Below are 14,792 nucleotides of genomic sequence, written 5' to 3'. Positions count from 1 at the left end.
TACAGGGGGGATGACTGCGCGATGGCATGGACCACGTTGCCGGAACGCGTCGGCACACAGGCCGAGCAGCGCCCGGACGCCCCGGCCCTGCTCTGGCACGGGCAGGAGATCGGCTACGCCGAGCTGAGCGGCCTGGCCGGCACGGCTCGCCGAGGCCTCGAAGCGCTGGGGCTACCGGGCGAGGGCCCGGTAGCCCTGGTGGCCAAGAAATCTCCACAGGCCGTCGCGGTGCTGCTCGCCTGTCTTGCCCTGCGTCAGCCCGTGCTCATCCCTTCCGCCGAGCTGGGTGAGGAGACGCTGGGCGAACTTCTCGCCCGGGCCGGCGCTCAATGCCTGCCCAGTCCCTCGGAGTTGACGGACCAGGCGGCACACTCCGGCCTCGTGCTCGGCGAGCCGGCCGGCCCCGAGGGCTCCAGGTGTGCGGCCCTGCCCGAGGACACCACTTTCCTGCTGACCACCTCTGGCTCGACCGGACTGCCGAAGGCCGTGCCCGTGTCCGCCGCCGCCCTCGACCGCTTCACCGCCTGGGCCGGGCAGCGGTTCGGGATCGGACCGGGATCCACCGTGCTCAACTACGCCCCGCTCAACTTCGACCTGTGTCTCCTCGACATCTGGACGACCCTGGCGAGCGGCGGCTGCGCGGCCCTCGTGGACCAGGACCTGGCGGTCAACCCGGCCCATCTGCTGCAGCAGTTCCAGGCCCGCCCGGTCCAGGTGGTGCAGGGCGTACCGATGCTCTTCCAGCTGCTCGGACAGGCCGAACGGCGCTCCCGCGGCGATGAGTTCGCGCAGGTCGAGCACGTCCTGCTGACCGGCGACGCAATCTCCGCGAAGGGGCTCGGAGCCCTGCCGGGGCTCTTTCCGAAGGCCAGGCTGCACAACGTCTACGGCTGTACGGAGACCAACGACAGCTTCGTCCACGAGATCGATCCGGCCGTGGATCCGGGGCGCTACGGTTCGGTGCCGATCGGCCGCCCCGTCACCGGCGCCGACGCGCTCGTCCTCGATGAGGAGGGCGCCGTCCTCACCGGTGCGGGCCGGGGTGAACTCATGGTCCGTACGCCCTTCCAGAGCGCCGGATACCTCGACCCCGCCCTGGACGACGGCGTGTTCGTCCCGCACCCTGGCGACGGCTCCGCCGAGCCGGGCGCGACCGGGCGCTGGTACCGCACCGGTGACCTGGTCCGACGCCACCCGGACGGAACGCTGACGCTCGAGGGCCGGCGCGACTTCGTGGTCAAGGTTCGCGGAGTACGCATCAACACCGCCGAGGTGGAAGAGGCGCTGCGCCGGCATCCGGAGGTGGCGGACGCGGCGGTGCTCGCCCTCCCCGACGAGCGGGCGGGCAAACGGCTGCACGCGGTCGTGCAGCGCACCGAGCATTCGGCGCTGGGCGGGCTTCAACTCCGCGAACACGCCGCCAAGTTGCTGCCCAGAGTCGCCATTCCCTCGAAGGTCGAACTGGTGGACACCGCGCTGCCCCGCACCCCCACCGGAAAGCTCGACCGCAAGGCCGTGCTGGGACAGCTGCCCGGGCAGAGCGCCTGACTCCCGTACGAATCCACCCCGCTGCGGCGCCCCGCCCGGCTGCCCTGCGGGCTCGCCCGGCACTCCCGGCTCGCCCGTGCGACCCGTCCGATTCCCGTATGAACCCGTCACCCTTTTCAGGAGGCCGACATGGCACGTATCGACGACATCAAGAAGTACCTGGTCGAGGAGTTCCTGCTCGACATCCCCGCCGACGAGCTGGCCGACGACTACGACCTGCTGGCCAACGGCGTGATCGACAGCCTCGGCCTGCTCACCCTGGTCAGCTGGCTCGAGGACCGGTACCGCCTTGACATCGACGCCATGGAGATCGCCCCGGACAACTTCCGTTCGGTCGGCGACATCGAGGTATTCGTGGCCTCGGGCGACGTACCGGCCGGAGCCAAGTAGCCGTGACCGAGCTGCTCCACAGCCTCGTGGCCCGCACCCGGCCGGTGACCGTCCAGGAATGGGACGGCTTCTGGGACCGGCTGCGGCACAAGGAACTGCACCCCGGAGAGGCCCTCGCCACGGTCAGTGCGCTGTCCGCCCGGATGCCGCAGGCGCAGACCGCGGTGGCGCTCGTGGCCGCGCTGGACGCACGGCGCGAGCAGCCGGCGTCCTGGCCGGGCACGGTCAACGTGGTCGGCACCGGGGGTGGCCCTGCCACTTTCAACCTGACCACCGCTTCGGTCCTGGTCGCGGCCGCCACCGGCGTCAAGGTCGTGAAGACCGGGTCGCGCGGCTACACCAGCCGATTCGGCTCCATCGACCTCCTCGAACGCCTCGGCATCCCCACCGCCTCCTCGTACGCCGAGTGCGAGGACCTGCTCGACGCCCATGGCATCGCCTTCGCGGACGGGTTCGTCTACCCGGCGGAGCTGAGCCGTCTGGCGCGGGCGATCCTCCCGTACGGCATGAAGCAGGTCGGCCGGATCTTCAACGTCCTTGGCCCCTTCCTGGCGGCCGTTCCGGTCGGCGCCCAGCTGACGGGAGTCTCCGACGCGGCGCTCGTCCCGGCCCTGGCGGAGGTGGCGGACTCGCTGTCGGGGCGCGAGGTCTGGCTGCTCCACAACAACCACGGGGTGGACGAGCTGATCGGGTTCGCGAGGAACACGATCCGTACCGGGGCAGGCAGCCCGGACCTGACGATCGAGCCCGGAACTCTGGACGGGGTGTGCCTCCACCCGGGCACGCTCGCCGAACTGGGTCCGAGTTACGACGACGCAGGGTCGCCGGTCCCGCAGCTGCTCGCGCTGCTCGGCGGGGACGGGCCCGACGCCGCCGTGCAGAGCATCTGCCTGAACGCGGCCGCGGCGGCGGTCGCTTCGGGCACCCGCACCGATTGGGCGGAAGCCTTCCGAGTCGCTCAGGACGCGGTGCACTCGGGCGCCGCGCTCGAGTTGGTCGATCGGCTGCGCGCATTTCGCCGGGCGCAGTCGCACCCGGCGGGCAACCAGGGGAAGCCGGTGATGGCACGTGTCGGCTGAACCGACCCACGTAGCAGGCGCGTCGGAGCGGCGGTTCTTCGCGGGGCGCGGACCGTCGGACCCGGGGCTCGCGCTCTTCGTGAACGCCGGCGACCCGGGCCTGGACCGGCTGCGCGACCTCGTCCTGCTCCTGGACGAGGCGGGCGTGGACTGCCTGGAGCTCGCGGTGCCCTTCCCGGACTCGGTCACCGACGGCCCGGTCATCCGGCGCTCCGCCCGCCGGGCCCTGGACAGGGGGACGGACCTGGACGCCGTCCTGGGGTTCATCGCGGCGGTGCGGCCCCGGCTGCGGCACACCAAGGTGGCGTTGCTCGCGGACTGGCGGCACTCCGTACGGTCCGTGGGGATCGGGGAGTTCGTGGCCAAGTCCCGTGACTGCGGCGCTGACGGCGTCCTGTTGCACGGACTGCCGCCACGGGCGGCCCCGGGCTATCTGGAGGCCGCCGAGCGGATCGGCCAGCCCGTCGTCACCAGCTGTTACGCCGGGTCGGAACCCGACGTACTGGCGCAGGCGGCCCGGCATGCCACCGCCTATCTCTATCTCGTCGCCCACTACGGGCGTTCCGGTACCGCCCCGCCGCCGCGGGCGGACACGCTGAGGCCGGTCCTCGCCACCCTGCGGGGCAGCACGGCCGCGCCGATCGCCGTGGGCTTCGGGGTGCGGACCGGTGCGGACGTCCGGACGATGGGCGCACTCGGTGCCGACGCGGCGATTGTCGGCACAGCCCTGGTGGACCGCGTCGAGCAGGCGCAGAACGCCGGCGGCGACCTGCTCGCCGAGGTCGGCCGGTTCGTCGAAGGGCTGCGCCCGGAACCGGTGCACTGACAGTCAACTACGTATTCACAGCAGAGTCGTTGGGGGGAGATCCGTGATCATTCGCAAGCTGGAAGACGTGAAGACCGTGGACTGGGGGAATGGCGTCAGCCGCAGATTCCTCCTCGAGGCCGACAACATGGGGTACACGGTCACCGACACCGTCGTGGCCGCCGGCTCCAAGTCCCTGCTCGAGTACCGCCGCCATCTCGAAGCCTGCTACTGCATCTCGGGCCGTGGCGAGGTCGTCGACATGGCGGGGGAGAGCCACCTCATCGAGCCGGGCACGCTCTACGCCCTCGACGAGCACGACGCGCACTGGCTGATCGCCTGGCCGGAGGAGGACCTGCGCCTCGTCTGTGTCTTCACCCCGGCCCTCAACGGTGACGAGGTCCATTCGCTGGACGGCGCGGCCTCGTCCCACTACTGACGCACCCCACCACCGTGCCGCGCACCGCCACCACCTTCCAGGAGTTCCACCGTGATCGAATGGTCAAGCGACCAGCGTGACCTGCGCGACGGCCTCACCCCGTGGTTCGAGAAGTTCGGCGACGACCACTTCCGTTACGACAAGCAGGCCGAGTTCCCCCGCGTGCCGTGGGACGCCGTGGCCCGGTCCGGGCTGCTCCGGCTGCCGTTCGGCGAGGAGTGGGGCGGGCTCGGACAGTCGCTGCTCACCACCATGTACGTCCTCGAAGGACTCGGCCACGGCTGTCGCAATGGCGGACTCAACTTCTCCGTCACCACCCACATGGTCAGCACCGGCGTGTCGCTGCAGCGGTTCGGCTCGGCCGAGCTCAAGCGGCGTCATCTGCCGGGCGTCTGCGAAGGAACGACCATCGGCGCGCATGCGATCAGCGAACCGGGCAGCGGCTCGGACGCGATGAACATGCGCACCACCGCCGTCGCCGACGGCGATCACTTCGTGCTCAACGGCAGCAAGACCTTCGTCAGCAACGGCCCGGTGGCGGACCTGATCGTCGTCTACGCCAAGACGGACCCTACGGCGGGCCCGCTCGGGGTGACCGCGTTCCTGGTGGAGCGGGACACCCCTGGGCTCACCGTCGGCAACCCCATCGAGAAGATGGGCCTGAAGGCCTCGCCGCTGTGCGAGCTGTACTTCGACGACTGCCGGGTGCCCAAGGCGAATGTGATCGGCCGGGTCGGCACCGGCTTCCTGGTGCTCGATCACGTGATGAAGTGGGAGATCCTCTGCTCCTTCATCGTCGGCACGGGCGAGATGCAGCGCCGCCTGGAGAGCTGTATCGCGTACGCCGGTGAGCGCACGGCGTTCGGGCAGCCGATCGGTGGCTTCCAGTCGGTGGCCAACCGGATCGTCGACATGAAGATAGGTCTCGAGACCTCCCGCAAGTGGCTGTACGACACCGCACAGAAGGTCACCACCGGGCAGAAGGTCACGGTCGATCTGGCCACGGCGAAGCTGATCGCCAGCCGGGCCGCGCTCGAATCAGCGCTGAGCGCCGTCCAGATCTTCGGCGGCAACGGCTACATGGCCGAGTACGGCCTGGAGCAGGAGCTGCGCGGAGCCGTCGCCGGAACCATCTACTCCGGTACCACCGAAGTCCAGTACAGCCGTATCGCCTCGATGCTCGGCCTGTGAGCAGGAGGAGCGGGAGAAGCGGAGAAGCGGGAGAACAGCTGTGACAGGGAGAACGACCATGCAACCCACACTCGCCGCCACTGACTTCCTCGACCACGGCTCCGCCGAGGTGACCGGGTTCGTCGACGAGGTGCTGCCCGATGGCGGGGCCGACGACCGGGACCGGGCGGTGCGCCTGTACTACGCGGTCCGCGACAAAATCGGCTACGAGATCTACGGCGCCGACTTCTCCCGCGAGGGGCTGACCGCGTCGCAGGTCGTCAAGGCAGGCAAGGGACTGTGCATCCACAAGTCCGTCCTGTACGCCTCCGCGCTGCGCTCGGTCGGCATTCCGGCCCGGCTCGTGCTCACCGATGTACGCAACCATCTGTCGTCGCCGAAGATCCGGGAGTTCATCGGCGGTGACGTCTTCCACTACCACGCGCTCACCTCCGTACGGCTCGACGGCCGTTGGATGCGGGCCACCCCGGTGTTCAACCGGCTGCTCTGCCGCCTCTACGGCATGCGGCCGCTCGACTTCGACGGCACCGCCGACAGCGTCTACCACCCCTATGACGGCCAGGGGAAGGCGCACATGGAGTTTCTCAGAGAGCACGGCGAGTTCGACGATCTGCCCTACCAGCAGATCCTCGACGGCATGCGCAGTGCGCACCCGAAGATCTTCGCCGGCCCCGGCCGGACCCGCTTCGCCGACGGGTCCCTGGTGGCCGATGCCGCCGCCGAGCGCGCCTGACGCCTCATCAATTCCCTTTATTCATCAGCCTTTTCACCGCAATCGCGAGGACTGCCGACGTGGACACCATCAAGTACCAGCTGCGTGACGACCAGATACCCACCAGCTGGTACAACATCGCCGCCGATCTCCCGCGGGTCGACCCGCCGCTGCACCCCGGCACCGGGCAGCCCGCCACCGTCGACGACCTGACCGGCATCATGCCCAAGCAGCTCGCCGAGCAGGAGCTGACCCTGGAGCGGGACATCGAGATCCCCGCCACCGTGCGGCAGATCTATGCGCAGTGGCGTCCCTCGCCGCTGTTCCGTGCCCGCCGCCTCGAGCAGGCGCTCGGCACCCCGGCGCGCATCTACTACAAGTACGAGGGCGGCAGCCCGGCCGGCAGTCACAAGCCGAACACGGGTATCGCGCAGGGCTTCTACAACAAGGAAGCGGGCATCCGCCGTCTGGCCACCGAGACCGGCGCCGGCCAGTGGGGCTCGTCCCTCGCCCTGGCCGGCGCGTTCTTCGGCCTCGAGGTCAAGGTCTTCATGGTGAAGGTGAGTTATCACCAGAAGCCCTACCGCAGGGCCCTGATGCACACCTACGGCGCCACCTGTGTGCCCAGCCCCTCCACCGAGACCGCGGCGGGCCGCGCCATCCTCGCCGAGGACCCTGACTGCCCCGGCGCGCTCGGCATCGCGACCTCGGAGGCGATCGAGGTCGCCATGAACGACCCGTTCACCAACTACGCCGGTGGCAGCGTGCTCAACCACGTCGCGCTGCACCAGACGGTCATCGGGCAGGAAGCCCTGCTGCAGATGGACATGGCCGACGACTACCCGGACATCGTGATCGGCTGCGCCGGCGGCGGCAGCAACCTGGCCGGTCTCACCTTCCCGTTCCTCGGCGAGCAGCTGCGCGGCGGCAAGCAGGTCCGGGTGATCGCCTCCGAGCCCGAAGCCTGCCCGACCCTCACCAAGGGCCAGGTCGCCTACGACTTCGGTGACACCGCGCAGCTCACCCCGCTGCTCAAGATGCACACCCTCGGCCACTCCTTCGTCCCGCCATCCATCCACGCCGGCGGCCTGCGGTACCACGGCATCGCCCCGCTGGTCAGCCAGGCGCTGCAGGACGGTCTGATGGAGGCGCGGGCGGTCCCGCAGACCGCCTGCTTCGAGGCCGGCCTCACCTTCGCCCGCAGCGAGGGCATCGTGCCCGCCCCCGAGTCGACGCACGCCATCCGCGCCGCCATCGACGAGGCCCTGCGCTGCCGCGAGGAGGGCAGGTCCGAGGCGATCCTGTTCGGCCTGTCCGGCCACGGCCACTTCGACCTGGGCTCGTACGAGAAGTACATGGCCGATGAGCTGGCGGACGAGGGCTACGACGAGGAGCTGGTGGCCCGCTCACTGGCCCGCATCCCCGCTCCCTTCGGCCAGGTCTGATCCCCGTGTGGCTCAAGGTGTGCGGACTCACCCGCACCAGCGAGATCAGACTGCTGAGCAGCTCCCCGGTGACCACGGTCGGCCTCTGGTACGGAGTGCCGGACGGCAAGGCCGACCTGACGCGGGACGAGCTGACGACGTTGGCGGGGCTCGCCCTGGAGCGCGGTCTTGAGCCCGTCCTGGTCACCCTCCTCGACGACCCGGAGCAACTGCGCGATGCCGTACGGGCTTCGGGGGTGCGTCGCGTCCAGCTGCACGGCTACACCACGCCGCAGCAGGTGGCCGCGGTCAGGGCGGCCCTGCCGGACGTCGTGCTGCTCAAGGTGCTGCATGTGCGCCGCGGCAAAGTGCTTGAGAAGCCCTTCGTCACGGCCTTCGAGCGTGCGGGCACCGACCTGTTCCTGTTCGACTCGGTGGGCGACGACGGGCGGATCGGCAGCACCGGCAAGCCACTTGACCCCGCGGCCCTGGCACCTGTGCTCGACACGGTACGGATCCCGTTCCTGCTCGCCGGCGGGCTGACCGCCGACGCGGCCAAGGAGCACGGCGCGGCCCTGCGGCACGACGGATTCCTCGGCATCGATGTGGACAGCGGGGCGCGCAGGCCCGACGGCACGATTGCCCCGCTGATCATCGATGGGATCCGGCACGCCTGGAGCGGGGAACTGCGCCGACGCAGAGAGGAGCTGCGCCATGCCGTCGCCGTCAGCTGATTCCGCACCCGCCGAGCTCACCGGCGGCGGACGCTTCGGTGCCGCGCTGCGCACCGCCGACACCCCCGTGATCATGGAGCTCAAGCGCAACAGCGCGCACGGCGCCGACTTGTTCGCAGGCCGTCCGGTCGGCGAGCTGGTGGCGCGGTACACGGCGCTCGGCGCGCCCGCGCTCTCCGTGGTCACCGGGTCCTGGTTCGGCGGCACACCCGAGCTGCTCGAAGAGGTGGCTGCGGCCACCGAACTGCCCCTCCTTGTCAAGGACTTCTTCACCAAGGAGAAGCAGATCGCGGCCGCGTCCGCGGCCGGGGCGTCCGCGGTCCTGCTCACCGCGACCGTGCTGCCGCGCACGGTGCTGCGCCGGCTGATCGGGATCTGTCTGGAGCACGACGTGACCCCGTTCGTCGAGATCACCTCCGAGGCCGAACTGGCCACGGTGGAACAGGCGCAGGACTGTGTCATCGCCGTCAACAACAAGGACATCCGGCAGCGCGAACGCGACACCGGAGACCTGGGACGCAGCCATCGGCTGATCGACCGGGTCCGCGCCACGGGCACCGCCGTACCGGTCAGCGCCAGCGCCATCGAGACCCCGGGCGACGCGGCCGGACTGCTGTCCGCGGGCTATCGGGGGCTGCTGATCGGTACGGGTCTGCTGCGGGCCGCCGACCTCGACGCCTGGTTCGGCGAGCTCAGGGCCCTGTGGCCCCCGGGCGCGCACGACACCATCGGGGCCGACTCCCGTAAGGAGCGCACTCCATGACCGGCAACCCCGGCCTTTCGGTGCGCGCCGCACTGGCCCAGCTGCGGGCCCAGGAGCCCGAGGCACTGCACGAGTACACCGAGCCGATGCCCGTGGCGGAGGTGGCGGCCCACTTTGCCGCCGCCCACGCCGGCGTACCGGCCGTCGGGGTCTCCCGCAGCGAGCCCGCGGTGCTCTACCGCGGCGTCAAGGGATTCCAACTCCCGGTCCTGCTCGGTCTGTACGGTGACGCGGCCCGGCTGCGGCGCTGGCTGCCGGGGCTCCCGGACCGGGCCGCCCCGGACACGGTGGTCCCGCTGCTCGCGGCGGCGGCCCGGACGGCGCCGCGCGAGGTGGCCGACGCGCCCTGCCGTGCGGTGGCCGCCGTCGGCGACGAGGTCGATCTGCTCCGGCTGCCCGTACTGACCAGCACACCTCGGGACGCGGGCCCGTATCTGACCACCGCACTGATCCGGGCCGAGGACCCGGTCACCGGGGAGACCGCGCTCTCCTGCCACCGCATGCTGGTGCTCGACCGGTCCCGGCTCACCGTGTGGATGGTGCCGGGCCGCAAACTCGGCGAGCTGCACCGGCGGGCCCTGGAGCGGGGCGATCGCCTCCCGGTCAGCGTCAGCATCGGGGTGCCGCCCGCCGTCATGGTGGCCTCCGCGGTCAACACGGCCTTCCTGGGGCCGGGTGACGCTCCGTCGGCGGACGAGCCCTCGGTCGACAAGCTGGCCCTCGCCGGGGCGCTGGCCGGCGAGGCGATCGAGCTCTCGCCGGGCCTGACCCAGCCCGTGCCCGCGCTCGCCCAGGCCGAGATCGTCATCGAGGGACACCTCGACGACCAGGTGGCGGACGAGGCTCTCGATGGCGCCGAACCGGGCCTTTCGCTGCCGGAGTTCCTCGGCTACGACGGCGGGGCCCGGTCCGGCCTGCCGGTACTCACCGTGACCGCGGTCACCACCCGCCACGATCCCCTCTACCAGGCGGTCGTCGGCCCCGGCCGGGAGCAGTCGTATCTCCTCGGCACCGCCGGGGCGCTGTCCGTCGCACTCTCCCTGCCGCACCACCCCGGCCTGGCCGTCCACGACCTGCACTTCGCCGCGGCCGGCGGGGGCATGCTGCTGCTCACCGTCGCGGTGCGCAAGGCATCCGCCGCGGGGGACACCGCCCTGCCCGGCCTCGCCCGCGAGATTCTGCGCCGGCACCCCTTCGTCAAGACGGTCGTCCTCACCGACGAGGACATCGCCGTCTCCTGTACGGAGGACGTGCTGTGGGCGATGACCACCCGCTCGAACCTGGCGGCCGACTGTACGGAGTGGACGGATCTGGGGCCCGTACCGATGGACCCCTCCCAGACCGAGGCCTGGGCCGAGCACCGGGCGGCGGGCCGGATCCCCGGCCGGGTGGCCCTCGACGCGACCACCCCCTTCGCCCTGCGCGAGACGACCAGACGCAGCTTCGCCGTGCCCGCGCCCCGGCCCGACTGAGTGCCGAGCGGACCGGCCCCTGGCCTGTAGCGGCCATGGCCGCTTTGTGGCACCGCGGCATCGCCCCGACCATGCCCGTGCATGGCTAGGGTCGACTGTCCGGTGCCCTGAACAGCACGCCGTCGTGCCGAGTCGCCCGCGTCAGGACGTGGCGCCCTGTGCCGCCGCGTCGTACGAACCCCGCGGCAGCCGCTGACGCCAGCGGATCCGCAGGTGGCCCCCCGCTCGTGCCGCAGCGCCGCGGCCCGGCAGCAGACGAATGAACAGACGACAACGAGACGTTGCGCGGGCGTCGTCCGCGAAGGAGCACCGGGACATGTCGAAGAGCCTCAACGAGGACGAGTACCGCGCCATCGTCGAGTGGAACGGCGGAGCGGCAGGCGCCGCCCGCCCGGAGCCGGCCGACGCCACGCTGCCCGCGCTCTTCGCGGAGACCGTCCGCGCCCACCCGGACCGCACCGCCGTCAGCTGCGGCACCGACGCGCTGACCTACGCCGAAGTGGCCGCCCGGGCGAATCGCCTGGCCCGCCTGCTTGCCGAGCGAGGCATCGGGCCCGGCCGGCTGGTGGCCCTGGCCCTGCCCCGCTCCCTCGACCTGGTCGTCGGCCTGCTCGCGGTCACCGCCTCGGGCGCCGCGTATCTGCCGATGGACCCGGACTACCCGGCCGACCGCGTGGCCCACATGCTTCAGGACGCGGCCCCCGCCGCGCTGCTCACCGACACGGCGACGGCTCCCGGACTGCCCGCCAACGCACTGCCCGCGATCCTGGTGGACGGCGCGGACCACGCCGCGTACAGCCCGGAAGAACTCACCGACGCGGACCGCGCCCGGCCGCTGCACGCCGAGGACATGGCGTACGTCATCTACACCTCGGGCTCCACCGGCCGCCCCAAGGGCGTCCCCGTCACCCACCACAACGCGACCCGGCTGTTCTCGGCGACCGAGCACTGGTTCGGCTTCGACGAGCGGGATGTGTGGACCCTCTTCCACTCCTACGCCTTCGACTTCTCGGTGTGGGAGTTCTGGGGCGCCCTGCTGCACGGCGGGCGGCTCGTGGTGGTGCCGTATCTGACCGGCCGCGACCCCGCGGACTTCCGCGCCCTGCTGGCCCGCGAGCAGGTCACGGTCCTCAACCAGACGCCGTCCGCGTTCTACCAGCTGGCCGCCGCCGACCGCGAGCATGCCGACCGCGAGCATCCGGCCGGTGAACTGGCCCTGCGCTACGTCGTGTTCGGCGGTGAGGCCCTCGAACCCGCCCGACTCGCCGACTGGTACGAGCGGCACGCGGACGACACGCCCACCCTGGTCAACATGTACGGCATCACCGAGACCACGGTGCATGTCTCGTACGTCGCCCTCGACCGTGCGGCGGCCGCCGCGAGCACCTCGAGCGGCATCGGCGTGAACATCCCCGACCTGCGCGTCTACGTTCTCGACGAGGAGTTGCGGCCGGTACCGCCGGGTGTCACGGGTGAGTTGTACGTCGCCGGGGCAGGTGTCGCCCGCGGCTATCTGGGCCGGCCCGCGCTGACCGCCGAACGGTTCGTCGCTGACCCGTTCGCCGCGTACTTCGGTGTGAGCGGCAGCCGGATGTACCGGTCGGGCGACCTGGCCCGGCGTACCGCCGACGGGCGATTGGAGTACTTCGGGCGCGCCGACCAGCAGGTCAAGATCCGCGGCTTCCGTATCGAGCCGGGCGAGATCGAAGCGGTGCTCGCCGGGCACCCGGACGTGGCCGATGCCGCCGTCGTCGTACGCGAGGACATCCCGGGCAGCAAGCGCCTCGTCGGCTATGCGGTACCGGCCCGCGATGGCGTGACCGGCGCCGCGCTGCGCGAACACGTCGCGGCAGGGCTGCCCGCCCACATGGTGCCGTCCGCCGTGGTCCTGCTCGACCGGCTGCCGCTCACCGCCAACGGCAAGCTCGACCGCGGGGCCCTGCCGGAGCCGGGTGCGAGCCGCCCGGCCGGCTCCGGGCGCGCGCCGAGTACGCCGCGTACGCCGCAGGAAGAGCTGCTCTGCGGGCTGTTCGCCGAGACGCTGCGACTGCCCCAAGTCGGCGTCGACGACGACTTCTTCGCACTGGGCGGCGACTCCCTGCTGGCCGTCCGGCTGCTGCGTGCCGTGCGCAAGGAGCACGGCAGCGCGCCCACGGTGGCCGCGCTGTTCGGCGCACCGACGGTGCGCGGTCTTGCTCCGCTCGTCGGTGGCACCGGTGGCGGGGCCGGTGATGTCGGTGATGTCGGTGGTGCCGGGCAGGAGATGCCGCCGCTGGTCCGGGCCATCGGGCACGAAGGGCCGCTGCCGCTGTCGGCTCAGCAGCGCAGTCAGTGGTTCCTCAATCGCTTCGACGGCTCCGATGCCGAGCGGGACGGCGCGCTCTACAGCATTCCGCTCGCCCTCCATCTCGACGGCGCGCTCGACATGGCGGCACTGCGGGCCGCGCTGGGCGATGTGGTGGAGCGGCACGAGGTGCTGCGTACGGTCTTCCGCGAGGGGGCCGACGCGCCGCACCAGGTGGTGCTGCCGTTCGGCGAGGCTGCCCCCGCGCTGCTCGACGGTGGCCGTATCGGCAGAGCCGCCTTGCCCGCGGCCCTGCGGGCCGCCGCCACCCGGGGCTTCGACCTGAGCGCTGAAATCCCGCTCCGCGCCCAGCTGTTCCACGTCGGTCCGCAGGCGCATGTGCTGCTGCTCGTGGTGCATCACGCCGCGTGCGACGGCCGGTCCCTCGAGCCGCTCGGCCGGGACCTCTCGCAGGCGTATGCGGCGCGGTGCGCAGGCGTGGCGCCCACGTGGGTGCCGTTGCCGGTGCAGTACGCGGACTTCGCCCTGTGGCAGCGTGCGGTGCTCGGCGACGAAGGTGCTGAAGGCGATGAAGGTGATGGAAGCAGCCTGGGTGCTCGTCAGCTGGTGTTCTGGCGGGAGGCTCTGGCCGACCTGCCGGAGCAGCTGGACCTGCCGGTGGACCGGGCCCGCCCGGTCCGGCCCACGTTCCGCAGTGGCTCGGTCCCGCTGAATCTGCCGGCCGCCTTGCATGAGCAGATCCGGGGAGTGGCCCGGGAGCACGGGGTCACCTCATTCATGGTGCTGCAGTCGGCGCTTGCCGTGGCGCTGACCCGGTTCGGCGCGGGCACCGACATCCCGATCGGCACCCCGGTCGCGGGCCGCGCCGACGAAGCCCTCGACGATCTCGTCGGACTCTTTGTGAACACCCTTGTGCTGCGGACGGATACGTCGGGGGATCCGACGTTCGCGGAGTTGCTGGGGCGGGTGCGGGAGACGGATCTGGCGGCGTTCGCGCATCAGGATGTGCCGTTCGAGCGTCTGGTGGAGGAACTGAACCCGTCGCGGTCGCTGGCCCGGCACCCCCTCTTCCAGATCCTCCTCGCCTTCCAGGAGAGCCCCCTTGCCGAGCTCGACATGCCGGGTCTGACCGCCCGCATGGAAGAGATCGACTCCGGTTCCGCCACCTTCGACCTGGTCGTCGACGTGGTCGAGCGCTTCGGTGCCGAGGGAGCGGCGGCCGGGCTCGAAGGCAGCGTGCAATTCTCGCTGGACCTCTTCGACCGGGTGACGGTGGAGCGGTTTGTGGGGGTGTTGGTGCGGGTGGTGGAGGCGTTGGTCTCTGATCCGGGTGTGCGGGTGGGTGCGGTGGAGGTGTTGTCGTCGGTTGAGCGTGGGCTGGTGCTGGGGGAGTGGGTCGATACGTCGCGTGAGGTGGCGGGGTTTGCTTTGCCGGGGTTGGTTGAGGCTCAGGTGGTTCGGACGCCGGGTGCGGAGGCTGTTGTTTTCGGTGAAGTGTCGCTGTCGTATGGGGAGTTGAATCGGCGGGCGAATCGGCTGGCGCGGTATCTGATCGGTCGGGGTGTGGGGCCGGAGCGGTTTGTGGCTCTGGCGTTGCCGCGGTCGGTGGAGATGGTGGTGGCGTGGCTGGCGGTGTTGAAGACGGGTGCGGCGTATCTGCCGGTGGACCCGGGGTATCCGGCTGACCGGATCGCGTACATGCTCGAAGACGGACAGCCGATGGTGGTGCTGACCACGGCCGCGGTCGCCGGGCAGGTCGCCGACACCGGTACCGAGGTACCGCTTGTGGTTCTCGACGACCCTGAGACCTCGGCCCTGCTGGGCAGCCACGCTGACCACGACGTTCTCGATGAGGAGCGGGCTCAGCCACTGTTGTTGTCGCATCCGGCGTATGTGATTTATACGTCGGGGTCGACGGGTCGGCCCAAGG

General features: G+C 71.1%; 11 protein-coding genes and 1 pseudogene. All 12 read left to right on the top strand.

Annotated features, from left to right (window positions below; all coding sequences use genetic code 11):
* The first annotated feature begins 21 nt into the window (after positions 1-21).
* Positions 22-1,548, top strand: coding sequence for an AMP-binding protein (locus ABD378_RS09270; protein WP_344520068.1), 1,527 nt, complete (start codon positions 22-24; stop codon positions 1,546-1,548).
* Positions 1,549-1,677: 129 nt separating this feature from the next.
* Positions 1,678-1,938 carry a phosphopantetheine-binding protein gene (locus ABD378_RS09265; RefSeq protein ID WP_344520067.1) on the top strand — a complete coding sequence of 87 codons (261 nt, stop codon included), beginning with the start codon at positions 1,678-1,680 and terminating at the stop codon, positions 1,936-1,938.
* Positions 1,939-1,940: 2 nt separating this feature from the next.
* Positions 1,941-3,017: an anthranilate phosphoribosyltransferase gene (locus tag ABD378_RS09260; RefSeq protein WP_344520066.1), complete on the top strand. Its 1,077-nt coding sequence runs from the start codon at positions 1,941-1,943 to the stop codon at positions 3,015-3,017.
* Positions 3,007-3,843, top strand: a complete 837-nt coding sequence (gene trpA / locus ABD378_RS09255; RefSeq protein ID WP_344520065.1) for a tryptophan synthase subunit alpha — start codon at positions 3,007-3,009, stop codon at positions 3,841-3,843. The genes ABD378_RS09260 and trpA overlap by 11 nt, the downstream gene beginning before the upstream one ends.
* Positions 3,844-3,886: 43 nt before the next feature.
* On the top strand, positions 3,887-4,261 hold the full coding sequence (locus ABD378_RS09250) for an ectoine synthase (protein ID WP_160508959.1): 375 nt from the start codon (positions 3,887-3,889) through the stop codon (positions 4,259-4,261).
* Positions 4,262-4,312: 51 nt separating this feature from the next.
* Positions 4,313-5,452: an acyl-CoA dehydrogenase family protein gene (locus ABD378_RS09245; RefSeq protein WP_344520064.1), complete on the top strand. Its 1,140-nt coding sequence runs from the start codon at positions 4,313-4,315 to the stop codon at positions 5,450-5,452.
* Between the two features lie 58 nt (positions 5,453-5,510).
* Positions 5,511-6,185: a transglutaminase-like domain-containing protein gene (locus tag ABD378_RS09240; RefSeq protein WP_344520063.1), complete on the top strand. Its 675-nt coding sequence runs from the start codon at positions 5,511-5,513 to the stop codon at positions 6,183-6,185.
* 59 nt (positions 6,186-6,244) lie between these two features.
* Complete coding sequence (locus ABD378_RS09235; RefSeq protein ID WP_344520062.1) at positions 6,245-7,609, top strand: TrpB-like pyridoxal phosphate-dependent enzyme; 1,365 nt, start codon at positions 6,245-6,247, stop codon at positions 7,607-7,609.
* A gap of 5 nt (positions 7,610-7,614) precedes the next feature.
* The gene (locus tag ABD378_RS09230; RefSeq protein WP_344520061.1) at positions 7,615-8,322 is read left to right on the top strand and encodes a phosphoribosylanthranilate isomerase; all 708 of its coding nucleotides are present in this window, start codon (positions 7,615-7,617) and stop codon (positions 8,320-8,322) included.
* Positions 8,303-9,085 (top strand): beta/alpha barrel domain-containing protein, encoded by a 783-nt coding sequence (locus tag ABD378_RS09225; RefSeq protein ID WP_344520060.1) that lies wholly within the window; start codon positions 8,303-8,305, stop codon positions 9,083-9,085. Before ABD378_RS09230 ends, ABD378_RS09225 begins: the two co-directional genes overlap by 20 nt.
* Positions 9,082-10,557: a UbiD family decarboxylase domain-containing protein gene (locus ABD378_RS09220; protein WP_344520059.1), complete on the top strand. Its 1,476-nt coding sequence runs from the start codon at positions 9,082-9,084 to the stop codon at positions 10,555-10,557. The genes ABD378_RS09225 and ABD378_RS09220 overlap by 4 nt, the downstream gene beginning before the upstream one ends.
* A 373-nt stretch (positions 10,558-10,930) precedes the next feature.
* Positions 10,931-14,792, top strand: a pseudogene (locus tag ABD378_RS09215) (amino acid adenylation domain-containing protein); the annotation flags it as partial.

The sequence above is a fragment of the Streptomyces rectiviolaceus genome (assembly GCF_039533825.1).
GTDB lineage: Bacteria > Actinomycetota > Actinomycetes > Streptomycetales > Streptomycetaceae > Streptomyces > Streptomyces rectiviolaceus.
Note: the sequence above shows the minus strand (reverse complement) of the source record. Positions and strands in the feature narration are given on the sequence as shown.

Coding starts and splice junctions, on each gene's coding strand:
- ABD378_RS09270 (WP_344520068.1), top strand. CDS start 22: ATGGCATGGACCACGTTGCCGGAACGCGTCGGCACACAGGCCGAGCAG.
- ABD378_RS09265 (WP_344520067.1), top strand. CDS start 1,678: ATGGCACGTATCGACGACATCAAGAAGTACCTGGTCGAGGAGTTCCTG.
- ABD378_RS09240 (WP_344520063.1), top strand. CDS start 5,511: ATGCAACCCACACTCGCCGCCACTGACTTCCTCGACCACGGCTCCGCC.
- ABD378_RS09225 (WP_344520060.1), top strand. CDS start 8,303: ATGCCGTCGCCGTCAGCTGATTCCGCACCCGCCGAGCTCACCGGCGGC.
- ABD378_RS09220 (WP_344520059.1), top strand. CDS start 9,082: ATGACCGGCAACCCCGGCCTTTCGGTGCGCGCCGCACTGGCCCAGCTG.